This is a genomic window from Thiohalorhabdus sp., from assembly GCF_036628635.1.
Lineage (GTDB): Bacteria > Pseudomonadota > Gammaproteobacteria > Thiohalorhabdales > Thiohalorhabdaceae > Thiohalorhabdus.
In genome coordinates this window covers 61,450-75,271 of sequence record NZ_JAZKRM010000003.1, presented here as the reverse complement: position 1 = coordinate 75,271, position 13,822 = coordinate 61,450, and the positions used below count along the sequence as shown (strand labels likewise).

Below are 13,822 nucleotides of genomic sequence, written 5' to 3'. Positions count from 1 at the left end.
TACTCTCCTGTTCGTAGGTGCCTCATCAGCCTGCACCAAGAGTATGCGATGCTACTAGCCGTTGCCAAGGCTGCCGGACTGTTGCTGATGCCACCCGGCATTCTCATTCTTGCTGGCGCTGCCGCGCTTGTCCTGGCTCTGCGTTCGCCTCGCGCTGCTCGCATCCTTGCGATCGGGGTCCTGGTCGTAGCTTACCTTCTGAGCATCCGGCCGGTTGCCGATACCCTGGTCGCGAGCCTGGAGCAGCGCTACCCGCCCCTCGATGGGATCCCCTCGGAAGCCCAAGCCATCGTCGTTCTGAGCGGTAGCCAGATTCCGGGCAGCCCCGAATACCCCGGCGCCTGGCTGGGCGACAGCTCCTTGCAGCGAGTCCACTATGCGGCCTATCTAGCCCGTGGCAACGACCTGCCCATTTACACCACGGGAGGAACCCCCCTGGACCGAGGCATTCCCATGGGCCGCACCATGGCTCGGGTCCTGTCCGACCACCTCGGCATGAATGCCGGACGGATTGTCGAGGAAACGGCTTCCCGCAATACGGCCGAGCATGTGCCCCTGCTCAAGCCCCTCCTGGACGAGCGGGAGCAGGTGGTTCTGGTGACCACGGCCTGGCACATGCCCCGGGCCATGGCCACCTTCCGGGCCGGGGGCCTGGATCCCACAGCGGCGCCCACCGACTATCACGAGGGCTACGGCGCTTCCTTCCATTGGCTCGACCTGGTTCCCTCGGCCGGGGCCCTAGCCACCAGCTCCGACACCTTCCACGAGTACCTGGGCATGGCCTACTACACTGTCCGCAGCCGGATGTAAGGGTTAGTGTCCTGCTCCAGGAGCGCTTAGGGGAGTCTGCGAGCCAGCCCAGCACCGCCAAGCGCCTCCTCGATCTGGGGGCTCCATCCCCCGCCCCTGCCCGGGCTCGGCGCCGAACCAGGTGCCTATTGGACGGCCGCGACAGGGGCGGGACGCCCTGCTCTGAACCGGCCCTGAACGCTCAGAACCTCTGCGCACTCCTGGGACAGGACACTGGTAAGCTTCGCGCCCCGGACCTCTGGGCGTACAATTGGAAGCCCCATGTGGCTGGCGCCCGGATTTGCCGCCGGCAGGGCTCTATCAGTTCCCGGAAGCGGTTTCGAAGGAGCACGCCATGAGCGAACAAGAGACATCCCTCAAGCGCCACTCCGGCGCGGCCGCCTTCCAGTACCGGGGGGAAGAAAATGCCCTGGATTTCCTGGAGGGAAGCGAGGGCGAGCGGGGCGCGGACATCACCCGGTTTCGCCGCAACACCGGCATCGTGACCTACGACCCCGCGCTGGCCAATACCGCCGCCACCACCAGCGCCATCACCTATCTCGACGGCGAGAACGGCATCCTCCGCTACCGCGGCTATGCCATCGAGGACCTGGCGGAGCGGGCCTCTTTCGTGGAAACCGCCTACCTGCTGATCTACGGCGAACTGCCGTCCCAGGCCGAGCACGACGGCTTTTCCCGGGCCCTGTCGGACCATTCCTTGCTTCACGAGGACATGAAACGGTTCTACGACGGCTATCCCATGACCGCCCATCCCATGGCCATCCTGTCGGCCATGGTGAACTCGCTATCCACTTTCTATCCCGAATCTCAGGATGCCCTCAATCTGGAGGAGCGCGACCGGACCATCGTGCGGCTTCTGTCCAAGCTGCGCACCATCGCCGCCTTCGCCTACAAGAAGCTCCACGGCCAGCCCTTCACCTACCCCCAGAACCATCTTTCCTACTGCGGCAACTTCTTGCACATGATGTTCGCCCTGCCCACCGAGACCTACGAGGTGGACGAGGACCTGGTAAAGGTGCTCAACCAGCTGCTGATCCTGCACGCCGATCACGAGCAGAATTGCTCCACCCATACGGTCCGCACCGTGGGCAGCGCCCAGACCAACCTGTTTGCCTCGGTGTCGGCGGGCATCAACGCCCTCTGGGGGGTCCGCCACGGGGGCGCCAACCAGGCGGTGGTGGAGATGCTGGAGCGGATCCACGCCGACGGCGGCGACGTCCACAAGTGGATCAACCTGGCCAAGGATAAGGATTCGGACTTCCGCCTCATGGGCTTCGGCCACCGGGTCTACAAGAACTACGACCCGCGTGCCCGCATCATCAAGCAGGCCGCGGACCTCACCTTTAACAAGCTGGGCGTGCGCGATCCCCTGCTGGAGATCGCCCTCCAACTGGAGGAAGCCGCGCTCAGCGATGACTATTTCATTGAGCGCAACCTATACCCCAATGTCGACTTCTACAGCGGTCTCATCTACCGAGCCATGGGCGTTCCCACCAACTTCTTTACCGTGCTGTTTGCCCTTGGTCGGCTGCCGGGCTGGATCGCTCACTGGAAGGAGCAGATCGAAGACCCGAGCATGCGCATCACTCGGCCGCGCCAGCTGTATACCGGGCCCCACCAGCGGGATTTCACCCCTATGTCCGAGCGGGACTGACGAAAGCTTGGCCCTGTGAGCGTGGAGCCTCTCGTTCTTTTCGAACGGCTCGGGGTCGCCCTGGCTCTGGGCTTGCTGATCGGTCTGGAGCGCGGCTGGCAGCTGCGGGAGCAGGCCGAAGGTTCCCGGCTGGCAGGACTGCGAACCTTTGGTCTGGTCGGCCTGCTCGGGGGGGTCTGGGCCTTCCTGTCCCAGGGGCTTGGGCCTACGGTTCTGGGGCTGGGCTTCCTCGCCCTTGCCGGAGTGCTCATCCTGGCGCATCGCCAAAAGGTCCAGACCACCGAGGATGCGGATTACGGCATCACCACACTGATTGCCGCCCTGCTGACCTTTGCCCTGGGCGCCGTTGCGGCCCTGGGCCATACCAGCATCGCGGCCGCCGGAGCCGTGGTGGTCGCCCTCTTGTTGGGCCTCAAGCCGGTGCTCCACGTCTGGCTGCGGCGGCTCACTCAGACCGAGCTGCTGGCGGTACTCAAGCTGGCCCTGATCTCCGTGGTCATACTCCCGGTCCTCCCCAACCGGGGCTACGGGCCCTGGAACGCCCTCAACCCCTATGTCCTGTGGTGGTTGGTGGTCCTGATCGCCGCCATCTCCTTCGTGGGCTACTTCGCCATGAAGGTCCTGGGACCCAACCGCGGCATCCCCCTGACGGGGGTGTTCGGTGGTTTGACTTCGAGCACCGCCACCACTCTTAGCCTTTCCCGGATGGCCCGCCGTCGGGCCGCCCTTCAGGGTCTGCTTGCCGCTGGCGTAACGGTTTCGGCGGCCACCATGTTCCCGCGCATCCTGCTCGAGGTAAGCGTGGTCAACCCGGACCTGCTGGTGGAGCTGTCGCCCGCAGTGGGCACCATGACCGTCCTGGGCTTTGCCGCCGCCTTGATCCTTTGGCTTTTGGCCCCCGGGGGCGGCAACGAAGGCGAGGTGCCATTGAAGAATCCCTTCGAATTGGGACCGGCCCTGCAATTCGGCGCCCTGTTGGCCGGGGTAATGCTTTTGGCGGAAGGGGCCCAGGCCTGGTTCGGGGACGCGGGGGTCTACGTTCTGGCCGCGGTCTCGGGCATCACCGATGTCGATGCCATCACGCTATCGCTGGCTCGGCTGGCCCAAGGGGAACTGGCCAATGAGGTGGCAGTGGGGGGCGTAATTTTGGCGGCCGCGGTGAACACCGTGGTGAAGGCGGGGATGGTGGCGATTGTGGGCGGATTGCGCATGGCCGCCCAGGTGGGAACCGCCTTCGCCCTGGTGCTCGCCGCCGGCGGGGCGGTTTGGTGGTGGTTCTGAGCAGGGGCTTAATGCTCCGAGTCATTCGGCCCTGCTGCCGGATGCCGCGGAGCGGCGGGAACCGTCGCCGCCATCGCCACTTTCCGGGGCTGAAGTACCGTCGGCCTCCCCGGCCTCACCAGAGAGCCCGAGCACCGTGTCGATCTCGTCGGCTTCCAGGGTCTCCCGCTCGAGCAGGGCCTCGGCCAGACCATCGAGGCGCTCGCGGTGGTCACTGAGGATCTGCTCCGCCCGGCTCTCCTGGTCGGCGATGAGGTCGTGCACCTCCTCGTCGATGACCCGGGCGGTGTATTCGCTGTAGTCCTTGGCCTGGGCCATTTCCCGGCCCAGGAAGACGTGCTCCTCGCCGTTGCGGAAGGCCACGGGCCCGAGGCGGTCGCTCATACCCCACTGCGTCACCATCTGCCGGGCCAGCCGTGTCGCCTGCTGGAGGTCGTCGTGAGCCCCGGTGGAGAAATCGTTGAAGTGAACCTTCTCCGCCACCCGGCCACCGAGCATAACCGCGAGGCGGGCACGCAGGTAGGCCACGGTGTAGTTGTAGCGATCCTCCTCGGGCATCTGTTCGGTAGCCCCCAGGGCCTGCCCCCGCGGGATAATGGTCACCTTCTTGAGGGGGTCGGTGTCCTTGAGCAACCGGGCGACGATGGTGTGGCCCGACTCGTGATAGGCGATGCGGCGTTTCTCGGACTCCTGTAACAGGTCCTCACGCTCGCTGCCGAAGAGGATCTTGTCGCGGGCGTTGTCGAAGTCCTCCGAGTCCACCTGCTCCTTCTTGCCCCGGGCCGCAAACAGCGCGGCCTCGTTGACCAGATTCTCCAGGTCGGCCCCGGAGAAGCCCACGGTGCGGGCGGCGATGTCGGTCAGGTCGACGTCGTCGGCCAGGGGTACGTCGCTGGTATGAACCCCTAGGATCATCTCGCGGGCTACCTTGGCGGGACGCTCCAGGGTCACCTTGCGGTCGAAGCGCCCGGGCCGAAGCAGGGCCGAATCGAGCACGTCCGGCCGGTTGGTGGCGGCCATGACCACCACCGATTCATCGGATTCGAAGCCGTCCATCTCCGCCAGGATCTGGTTCAGGGTCTGCTCGCGCTCGTCGTGCCCCCCGCCCAGACCCGCACCGCGCTGCCGGCCCACGGCATCCAGCTCATCGATGAAGACGATGGCCGGGGCCGCCTCCTTGGCTTCCTTGAACATGTCGCGCACCCGCGAGGCGCCGACGCCCACGAACATCTCCACGAACTGGGACCCGGAAATGGAGAAGAAGGGCACTTCGGCCTCGCCGGCCACGGCCTTGGCCAGGAGGGTCTTGCCCGTCCCGGGCGGTCCCATGAGCAGCACGCCCCGCGGGATCTCGGCGCCTAGCTTGTGGAACTGCTCGGGGTCGGTGAGGTAATCCACCAGCTCCTGGACATCGCGCTTGGCGTTTTCCGATCCGGCGACATCATCGAAGTTGATATCGCTATCGCTCTTCTCGAACCGCTTGGCCTGGGATTTGGTGAACCCGGAGATCTGCTGGCCCATTCCCCCCAGCTGGTCCCGCATGCGCCGGCTGGCGTACCAGAACAGGCCGATAAGCAGCAGCAGCGGCAACAGGCCCAGCAGCAACGGCCCCAGCCAGGAATCCCCCTTGGGGACGGCCCGTACCTGGACATCGTTCGCCTCCAGGAGGTCCATGAGCTTGGGGTCCTGGAAGGAGGGCATGGCCGTCTGGAAACGGCTCACCCGCTGGGCGCGCTCCGCCGTCTCCAGGCTTACAGGGACGGTATCCTGGCGGAATTTGCCGGAGATCTCCTGGCCGTGGATGGTCACCTTCGCCACCGTGCCGCTGCGGACCTCCTCCTTGAACTGGGTGTAGGTGAGATCGGCGACGGCTCCGGAACCATTGCTGCCCGCCCACAGGAAATAACCGAACAACAGCGCCAGAACCAGGAACCACACCCAGTACCGCCACTGGTCGCGCCCTTGAAACGGCCCCCCGGTTCCTTCCTGGCCGGTGCCGCCTTGCTTGTCCGGTTCCGCCATGCTGCCTTTCCCGGTAGGGCCCGAAGGACGGGCGGTGTGGCTGGTGGTCAGACGGTTCCCTTAAGGTAGTGCCGGAACCAGTCCGCCGCAAGGGAGGCGACCTGCTCCAGCTTACCTTCCTCCTCGAACAGGTGGGTCGCTCCGGGTACGATTTCAAGGTGAGCGGGACCGCCCAGCTGGGCGTAGGCCTCCCGGTTCAGCTCGATCACCTGGGTATCCACCCCCCCCACGATAAGCAGGGTTGGCATCGCCACCGCGGGCAGCTGCTCCATGGCCAGGTCCGGGCGACCGCCACGGGAAACCACAGCATCGACGGCATCCCCCAGGCCGGCCGCGGCGCCGAGGGCGGCTGCGGCTCCCGTGGAAGCCCCGAACAGCCCCACGGGAAGGTTCCCCATCTCTTTTTTGCCGCGCATCCAGCGCACGGCCATCACCAGCCGCTGGGTAAGCAGATCGATGTCGAAGCGGTTGGCGTAGACCCTGTCCTCGCTTTCGGTCAACAGATCGAACAGGAAGGTGGCGAAACCGGCCTCCCGCAGGACCCCGGCGACGTAATTGTTGCGCGGCGAGAAACGGCTGCTGCCGCTGCCGTGGGCGAATACCACCAAACCGGCGGACTCCTCCGGGGCGGACAGCTCGCCCTCGAGGCTGGCGCCGTCGAGAGGTATGTGGACCAGTTCACTATTCATGACTCCCCTCCCCTGCCTGCCCCAGGAGCTCCCTCAGGCGAAGCCCATCGCGCGCGGCATAGCCGGCCTCGTCGTTATCGAAAAACAGGTAGCCATCCAGGCCGCGGTCCCGCCATGATTTCAGTGTCTCGGCCCAGGCGACCAGCTCTTTCTCCCCGTAATCGCCCGAGTAACCCGCTTCGGGACCGTGCAACCGGACGTAGGCGAAATCACCGGTGACCGTTACGGGAGATGCCTGCTCCCCCAGCTCATAGATGCAGAAGGCGGCGCCGTGCTCCTCGAGGACCTCGTAGACCGGGGGGATGAACCAGCTCTCGTCCCGAAACTCGAAGGTGTAGCGCTGCCCCGCCGGCAGCGCCTGAAGGAAGGCGCGCAGCCGGTCCACATTCGCATTCCAGTTGGGCGGAAGCTGGAACAAAACCGGACCGAGCTGATCGCCTAGCAGGCTGGCCTGCTCCCAGAAGCGCGCCACGCTGGCTTCCGGATCCTTGAGCTTCTTCATGTGGGTGATGTAGCGGCTGCCCTTGACGGCGAACTCGAAATCGGCCGGGACCGCCTGAAGCCATCCCGTCACCGTTTCCGCCTTGGGCAGACCGTAGAAAAAGCTGTTCACCTCGGTGGTGTCGAAGCGGGAAGCGTACCACTCCAGCCAATCCCGTTTGGCCAGACCCTCCGGATAGAACGGGCCCCTCCAGTGGTCATACTGCCAACCGGAAGTACCGATGCGGATGCGGCCACCGGCGTCATTGGTCATGGTGGGATCCCCGACATTGCGCCTCCTTCCATCCAACCGCCTCAGGCTGGCCAATGCAAGCTTTGGCGTTGTCCTCCCCGGAACCTGCTGGTGGTGAGCCCATCCGCCGCGGGCACCAAAGGGGATTTGGCTTGATTTGCGCCGTAAGCGTCTGAACTTTAAGGCGTTGGTTTCGCTCAATGGGAAAAGAACAAGGCCTTACAAAAAATGGCCGAAAATGTCTTGCCCTGCAAACTCCATAGACGGAACCCCCCTTGGGTTAGCGAATCGTTCTTGCCGGATTCACCAAAACGGCGTTATAAAAGGTAGGGAATAGGCCGATTTGCCAAAGGAGGCTTGGGCCATGGCTAGAGAGCTAAGACTGTTCGCCGACTTCGATGTGGACGACATCGGCGACCCCGAGATCCAGGAGGTGCTTGACGAGCTCAACCGCCGCTTGGACCCCCAACACGGCCCTGCGGAGGTGGTAACCCACGACAACCATATCCATCTCGGGGCGGAGTACGAGGACAACGATCCCACCTACACCGCATGGATCTTCCAGGCCATGAGCCGGCTGGCCAAGCACACCGAGGCGGACAGCACGCAGTGCCTGATCTGCGATTCCACCGGGGACTGGTGGAGCGAGCGGGTCTACCCTGCCGCCTGAATCGTAGAACGGGTCCCTGGAGGCACTCGGCCCCTTACTGGGCGAGGTAACCCATGGCTTCCTCGTCGGAAACCTGGCCGAAAGTCTCGTAGAACTGGCCCACGGCCATGAAAGACTCTGGGGTGGAAACCGCGATCACCCGGTCGGCTTCCTCTTGCAGACGCCGGACACTATCGGGCGGCGCTACCGGCACCGCCAGTATCACCTCCGCCGTCCCCGCGCTGAAGGCCTGCCGGATGCAGGCCACCGTCGTGGCCCCGGTGGCCAAACCGTCATCCACAATGAGCACCCGCTTGCCGGTGAGATCGGGATCGGGTCGATCGCCCCGGTAGCGGTCGAACTTGTCTCGGGCCTTGGCCGCTTCTTGCCGCCGGACCTGCTCCAGATAGTCCTCGTCGACACCCAGCTGCTTGATCAGCGCCTCGTTGTGCCAGGCGCTGCCGTCGCTGGCCACGGCGCCGATGGCCAGCTCCGGATTGCCCGGCGCCCCCATCTTGCGGGCCACCACGATATCCAGGGGAATCCCCAGGGCGTCGGCTACGGCCCGCCCTGCCGGCAGGCCGCCGCGGGGAACCGCCAGGACAATATCCGCCGTTACCGCCTGTTCCTTAAGCGCACTGGCCAGGCGCTCCCCAGCTTCCCAACGGTCTCGAAACAAGGCCAACCTCCGTAATAAGGCGTTTCTCTCCTTGTATCAGAGACCGATAAGGTCAGGGAATCCGGCGAAGGGGCCTCATTCGCCGCTTCCCAACCTGGCCAGCAGTTTCTCCTTGTAGACCTGCTCGGTCCTGAGGGAGCTGGGCCGGCCCCGCCCGAGCTGGACGCGCTCCACCAGCACCTCCAGGCGTGCCCTGGCCCGGCCTAGTGCCTCGGGGTCATCCACCCGCTCGAGCAGATCCTCGATCTCTCGGATCTCGGCGTTGGTCGCCAATTCGGGCGGGAGGTGGCCCGAGTTCTTGAGCATGCGGTAGGCCGTGCGCAGCTCCTCCGGGACCATGGCATCGTCCTCGAGGTCTAAGGGCTTCCCCGCTCCCGGTAGATTGTCGAAGGCCCCTTTTTCCTGGGCTTCCTGGATACGCTGCTCGGCCAGACGTTGAAAAAGAAACACGACCCTTCCTCCGACTATGATGGTTCGGCGGGTTTCGGGTATTCTGAACCGGGCCACCGGGCCCGGCCTTTATTGTAGGGCCCGTCTGCTCGCACCCCAATCGCCCAATTCCCAGACGGCAGGACCGTGCCATTTCCGCCGAAGCGCTCCTACAGGCCCGCCGCCTAACCCTTGCTCAACCGCCCCTGGGCCCCCTCGACCTAGCGCTTTATCCCGGTGAAACCACCCTGCTGGCTGGCCCCAGCGGCTCCGGCAAGAGCCGTTTGCTGCGCGCCCTGGCCGACCTGGACCGGGCTTCGGGAGGCGAGCTGTTGCTGGAGGGTCGCACGGTCCGGGAGATGAGCGCACCGGCCTACCGCAGCCGGGTGGCCTACCTCCCCGCCACCCCTCAGCTGGGATCGGCACCGGTAAAGGGCCTTCTGGAGCAGGTGGCCGCTTTCCAGCACCGGCGGCGATGCTCCGATCCGAGGACGGGCCTCGAGCGGCTGGGCCTGCCCGAGTCGATCCTGGAGCGCTCCGCTGACGAGCTTTCCAGCGGGGAGACGGTCAGGGTAGCACTGGCCCTGCTGCTGTCGGGGGATGCCGAAGTGCTGCTTCTGGACGAGCCCACGGGAACCCTCGACCCACGGTCGGCCCGCGCCGTGGAAGAACGGATCCAGGAGCGGGCCCGGGAAGATACGTCCATTCTGTGGGTCAGCCACGACCCCGACCAGGCCGGTCGGATCGGCGATGCCCTGCTGACCCTGGAAGGTGCCTGCCTGAACGGCCCTCTCCGCGAACCACGCCTTTTTCCCGATACCATCCGGCGCCTTGATCCGGAGGCAACGATCCAGTCATGGGGAGCTCAAGATGACGGGTGAGGGCCCCATCCACCTTACCGCCGGAGATCTATTGGTGGCCGCCGCCTTGATCCTCCTCAACGCCGGCCTATCCCTGGCCATGAGCCTGGGCATGGGGCGCACCATCGCCTTCGCCGCCACCCGCATGGTGGTGCAGCTGCTGGCGGTGGGCGCCATTTTGGAGTGGGTCTTCGGCCTGAGCCACCCATTGGCGGTGGTGGGACTGGGCGTGCTCATGGCCCTGCTCGCCGGACGCGAGTCGGTTGCCCGGCAGCGCTACCGTTACACCGGTATCTACCCGGTGGGATGGGGCATCATGGTGGGATCATCGTTTCTGGTGACGGCGGTGGCCCTGTTCGGCATTGTCTCAGTGGATCCCTGGTACCAGCCCCAGTATGCCATCCCGCTGCTGGGCATGGTCCTGGGTAACACCCTCAACGGCATCGCCTTAGGCATGGACCGGGTGCTTACCGGCCTTAAGCGCGAGCAGGGGGCTATCGAGCTATTGCTGGTGCTGGGCGCCACCCGCCGCGAAGCCATCCGCAATCTGGCACGGGAGTCCGTCCGGGTGGGCACCACCCCAATCATCAATGCCATGTCCGTGGCAGGGATCGTCAGCCTGCCCGGCATGATGACCGGCCAGATCCTGTCGGGTACACCCCCCGTGGAGGCGGTCAAGTACCAGATCGTGATCTTCTTCCTGATCGCCGCAGGCACCGCCCTGGGCACCGTGGGGGCAGTGGTGGGCAGCCTGCGCCTGCTGGTGGACGGCCGCGGCCGGGTGCGCAGCGACTTGCTGCGCGATAAAGGCAGATAGGAAGTTTAAAGTAATTAAGTAGTTAAGCAGACAAAAAAAGCGGCCATCCCTGCACGGGGCTCTATAAGCCGGGCGGGGGTGGCCGTTTTAACTTAATACTTAACTACTTAATACTTAATTACTTACTGCTTCAATCGAAGTCGGCGGCCAGTGCCTCGTGGAGATCGGCGGGGAGCTCCTCATCCAGCGGGCGATTGGGGTGGTCGCAGCCCAGGCGCACCAGGGCCCCATCCTTCCAGGCTTGAATCATAGCGTCTTCGAACTCGAAGCGCATGAAGTGGACGCTGGAGGTCTTGTCCTCGGTGGAACGGTCGAGGTCCTCATCGGCGATGGCATAGACCTTGTCGTAACCGTTCACCTGAATCCATATCTGGTTCTCGACCCCCACCATCTCGGACAGCCTCTCCAGGCGCACCTCACGATCGTCATACTGGATCATTAAGGTCCCCTTAAGGTTGCTGCCGTCCGGGATCATGGGGTTGTACACCCCCAGCTCGTCGTCCAGCTCCTCCGGCTTGTACAGCCGCTCGGCGCGCGCCATCTCCTGGACCTGATACCACATGGTGTCGCGGTCCTCGAAGAACATGGATATGTGCTCGTCCAGATCCAGGCGGCGCTTGTCCTTGTGGGCCTTGATGCGGTCCTGGATGGCCTCGCGCTGCTTCTCGTATTCCTCCAGGGAGAGCAGATCATTCCGGGTAATTGCCTGCATGGTTGCGTCCTCGTGGTCTGGTTTCCGGCGGAAACGCTGAAGCCTCCAGGTACGGCCAGAACCTAGGCCTTGGCCTCAAGCCCGTAGGCCATGCGCATAAGCGTCAACGGGTGGGTAGGCTTTTGATCGGTCGCCATGCCCTGCTTGATCTGAGTGCCCGCTATGGGGCAGTCACTGGCATAGAAGTCGGCCTCCGACTCCTTAATCCGCCGGAACAGGGGTTTGCCGATCTCCAGCGATTTCTCGAACCACTCCACCTTCACCCCCCAGGTGCCGTCGTGGCCGGAACAACGCTCGAAGGCGGCAACCTCGGTGTCCGGGACAAGCTCCAGCAGGCGCTGGGTCTGCGAGCCGATGTTCTGCACGTGCTGGTGGCACGGCCGGTGGTAGGCCACTTTGCCCAGCCCTTGCTGGAAGTCGGTGCTCAGCAGCCCATCCTTGTGCCGATGCATGAGGTACTCGAAGGGGTCGAAGACGCGCTCAGCCACCTTGGCCACGCGCTCGTCCCCGGGATCCACGTTGCCGTACTCCTCGCGCAGCATGAGGCTGCAGGACGGTATAGGCGCCAGGATATCCCAACCCTCGTCCACCAGCTCGGCGAGCTTGGGGACCAAAGCATCCTTGGCCCCCTGGACTCCCTCCAGATCCCCCAACTCCAGCCTGGGCATGCCGCAGCACTGCTCCCCGTCGACAAAGCGCACGGGGATATCGTTGGCCTCCAGAATGGCCACCAAATCTTTGCCCAGCTCGGGCATCTGGTAATTGGCGTAGCAGGTGCCGAAGACGGCCACCCGACCGGTTGTGGTCTCTCCCGCTTGGGGCTCGGGTCGGGCGGGCTGATAGGTCGCCTTCCAGTCGGCGAAACCGCGGGAGGCGTACTTGGGCAGCTCGCGCTGCCGGTGGATCCCCAGGGTTTTCTCCATGGTGGCCCGGGTGGCCCGGTTGCGGTTGGCCCAGTTTACCAGGGGCGCCGTACCCGGCCGGGCAGCCAATTGTCCCAGCTTGTCGGTCTTGGTCAGAAGCTCGTCTCGGCGGGAGGCCTCACCCTTTTTGTACTGGATGGCCTTGGCCCGGAGCATCAAATGGGGGAAGTCCACCTCCCATTCGTGCGGCGGCACATAAGGGCATTTGGCCATGAAGCACATGTCGCACAAGTAGCAGCGATCGGCTACCTGGAAGTGGTCCTCGCGGGTGAGGCTGTCCACCTCCATGGTCTCGGATTCGTCCACCAGATCGAAAAGGTTCGGAAAGGCGCTGCACAGTGATAGACACCGCCGACACGTGTGGCAGATGTCGAAAACCCTCTCCATTTCCTCGTGCAGCGCGTCCTCGTCCCAGAACGACGCGTCCTGCCACTTAAGGGGTTGGCGATACGGCGCTTTGTCGGCTCCCTCCTGAGCCATCCCATACCTCCTCGACCGGCGTTTGCGGCCGCCTTGGGCGGCTCGCCGAAATTGGAACGCTGAGCGCCCAGGCCAGGGCCGCCCAGCGCGCTTCGAATAGCGCGGATGGGGCATCTCGCCCCGTCCGGGCTTATTCGAGGTTGTCGAGGGCCTTCTGGAAGCGATTGGCGTGGGACCGCTCAGCCTTGGCCAGGGTCTCGAACCAGTCGGCTACCTCGTCGAAGCCCTCGTCCCGGGCGCTCTTGGCCATACCCGGATACATGTCGGTGTACTCGTAGGTCTCGCCAGCCACCGCGGACTTCAGGTTGGTTTCGGTATCGCCCAAGGGCTCGTCCGTAGCCGGGTCACCAGCGTCCTCGAGGAATTCCAGGTGGCCATGGGCGTGGCCGGTCTCACCCTCGGCGGTGGAGCGGAACAGCGCGGAAACCTCGTTCTCGCCCTCGACGTCCGCCTTCTGGGCGAAATACAGGTAGCGCCGGTTGGCCATTGACTCGCCGGCGAAGGCTTCCTTCAGGTTCTCATGCGTCTTGGTGTCTTTGATGTCGGCCATGGGATGAACCTCCTTGTTGGCATGGACTTGCGTCAATCGTTTTTAGACTGTGTCTAAAAACAACTCTAGTTTAGATGGTGGTCGAATGCAACCCCCAGCTCACCCTTAAGTGGGGGCGACCGCAATCCCCTTCAAGGGCTTTCCTGCGCCCAGTCCAGCCGCAGGTCGTAATCGTAGTGCCGCTCGGCCGGAAGGGGAGCGGCACCCCCCGGGACATCTTCATAGACCTTTTCCGCCGGCTTCACGGTGGCGTCGCGGCCATAGACGAAGGTCTGGTTCTTGACGATGATCCGGTAGGCCTTATTGAGGCGTAGAGCCCGATCGACCGAGGGGGTAATCAGCTCCGCAACATCCGCGGCTCGCACCTTGGCCGCCCGCACGTCGCCTTGGTCGTCGAACCATTTTTTCCCCATCTCGGGGTTCTCGCGGAACTCACTACCACCCCCGACTCGGCGCATATACGGCAGGATCTCGCCTTCGCTTTGCCCGTAAACGGGGGCGTCGTCCATACCCTCCAGGTCGATGTAACCCAAG

15 protein-coding genes are annotated in these 13,822 nt (G+C 64.5%); 6 read left to right on the top strand and 9 right to left on the bottom strand.

The genetic code is table 11. The features are described 5' to 3' along the window. Positions 1 to 48: 48 nt before the first annotated feature. The 3 genes from V5A19_RS01995 (at position 49) to V5A19_RS01985 (ending at position 3,745) form a co-directional block, all read left to right on the top strand. Entirely contained in the window at positions 49 to 810 is a 762-nt protein-coding gene (locus V5A19_RS01995; protein ID WP_332317637.1) for a YdcF family protein, read from the top strand. Positions 811 to 1,144: 334 nt separating this feature from the next. Further along, positions 1,145 to 2,464 (top strand): citrate synthase, encoded by a 1,320-nt coding sequence (locus tag V5A19_RS01990; protein ID WP_332317636.1) that lies wholly within the window; start codon positions 1,145 to 1,147, stop codon positions 2,462 to 2,464. A gap of 15 nt (positions 2,465 to 2,479) precedes the next feature. Beyond that, positions 2,480 to 3,745: an MgtC/SapB family protein gene (locus V5A19_RS01985; RefSeq protein ID WP_332317635.1), complete on the top strand. Its 1,266-nt coding sequence runs from the start codon at positions 2,480 to 2,482 to the stop codon at positions 3,743 to 3,745. A gap of 21 nt (positions 3,746 to 3,766) precedes the next feature. Here the strand turns inward: V5A19_RS01985 and ftsH are convergent, their stop codons facing one another. Genes ftsH through V5A19_RS01970 form a run of 3 tightly spaced genes read right to left on the bottom strand, consistent with a single transcriptional unit; the run spans position 3,767 to position 7,210 of the window. Beyond that, on the bottom strand, positions 3,767 to 5,767 hold the full coding sequence (ftsH, locus tag V5A19_RS01980) for an ATP-dependent zinc metalloprotease FtsH (RefSeq protein WP_332317634.1): 2,001 nt from the start codon (positions 5,765 to 5,767) through the stop codon (positions 3,767 to 3,769). Positions 5,768 to 5,814: 47 nt separating this feature from the next. Then, positions 5,815 to 6,456 (bottom strand): dienelactone hydrolase family protein, encoded by a 642-nt coding sequence (locus V5A19_RS01975; RefSeq protein WP_332317633.1) that lies wholly within the window; start codon positions 6,454 to 6,456, stop codon positions 5,815 to 5,817. Beyond that, a complete protein-coding gene (locus tag V5A19_RS01970; protein WP_332317632.1) occupies positions 6,449 to 7,210 on the bottom strand; it encodes a DUF72 domain-containing protein in 762 nt (253 codons plus the stop codon). Before V5A19_RS01970 ends, V5A19_RS01975 begins: the two co-directional genes overlap by 8 nt. A 343-nt stretch (positions 7,211 to 7,553) precedes the next feature. Here V5A19_RS01970 and V5A19_RS01965 point away from each other — a divergent pair, with 343 nt between their 5' ends. Further along, the gene (locus V5A19_RS01965; protein WP_332317631.1) at positions 7,554 to 7,859 is read left to right on the top strand and encodes a hypothetical protein; all 306 of its coding nucleotides are present in this window, start codon (positions 7,554 to 7,556) and stop codon (positions 7,857 to 7,859) included. A gap of 34 nt (positions 7,860 to 7,893) precedes the next feature. Here the strand turns inward: V5A19_RS01965 and V5A19_RS01960 are convergent, their stop codons facing one another. Together V5A19_RS01960 and V5A19_RS01955 are read right to left on the bottom strand one after the other, a co-directional pair. Then, a complete protein-coding gene (locus tag V5A19_RS01960) occupies positions 7,894 to 8,517 on the bottom strand; it encodes a phosphoribosyltransferase (RefSeq protein ID WP_332317630.1) in 624 nt (207 codons plus the stop codon). Positions 8,518 to 8,592: 75 nt separating this feature from the next. Next, entirely contained in the window at positions 8,593 to 8,967 is a 375-nt protein-coding gene (locus V5A19_RS01955) for a DnaJ family domain-containing protein (protein WP_332317629.1), read from the bottom strand. Between the two features lie 71 nt (positions 8,968 to 9,038). On the opposite strand from V5A19_RS01955, the gene V5A19_RS01950 reads away from it, so the two are divergent. Both V5A19_RS01950 and V5A19_RS01945 read left to right on the top strand, forming a co-directional pair. Next, complete coding sequence (locus V5A19_RS01950; protein WP_332317685.1) at positions 9,039 to 9,827, top strand: ABC transporter ATP-binding protein; 789 nt, start codon at positions 9,039 to 9,041, stop codon at positions 9,825 to 9,827. After that, a complete protein-coding gene (locus V5A19_RS01945; RefSeq protein WP_332317628.1) occupies positions 9,817 to 10,623 on the top strand; it encodes an ABC transporter permease in 807 nt (268 codons plus the stop codon). Before V5A19_RS01950 ends, V5A19_RS01945 begins: the two co-directional genes overlap by 11 nt. A gap of 130 nt (positions 10,624 to 10,753) precedes the next feature. On the opposite strand, the gene V5A19_RS01940 is transcribed toward V5A19_RS01945, so the two are convergent. From V5A19_RS01940 to V5A19_RS01925, 4 genes are all read right to left on the bottom strand, one after another. Next, complete coding sequence (locus tag V5A19_RS01940; RefSeq protein ID WP_332317627.1) at positions 10,754 to 11,335, bottom strand: DUF3501 family protein; 582 nt, start codon at positions 11,333 to 11,335, stop codon at positions 10,754 to 10,756. Positions 11,336 to 11,397: 62 nt separating this feature from the next. Further along, entirely contained in the window at positions 11,398 to 12,738 is a 1,341-nt protein-coding gene (locus V5A19_RS01935) for a heterodisulfide reductase-related iron-sulfur binding cluster (RefSeq protein ID WP_332317626.1), read from the bottom strand. A gap of 130 nt (positions 12,739 to 12,868) precedes the next feature. Further along, positions 12,869 to 13,288: a rubrerythrin family protein gene (locus V5A19_RS01930; RefSeq protein ID WP_332317625.1), complete on the bottom strand. Its 420-nt coding sequence runs from the start codon at positions 13,286 to 13,288 to the stop codon at positions 12,869 to 12,871. A 131-nt stretch (positions 13,289 to 13,419) separates the two neighbouring features. Continuing rightward, positions 13,420 to 13,821 carry a hypothetical protein gene (locus V5A19_RS01925; protein ID WP_332317624.1) on the bottom strand — a complete coding sequence of 134 codons (402 nt, stop codon included), beginning with the start codon at positions 13,819 to 13,821 and terminating at the stop codon, positions 13,420 to 13,422. Between the last annotated feature and the right edge of the window lies 1 nt (position 13,822).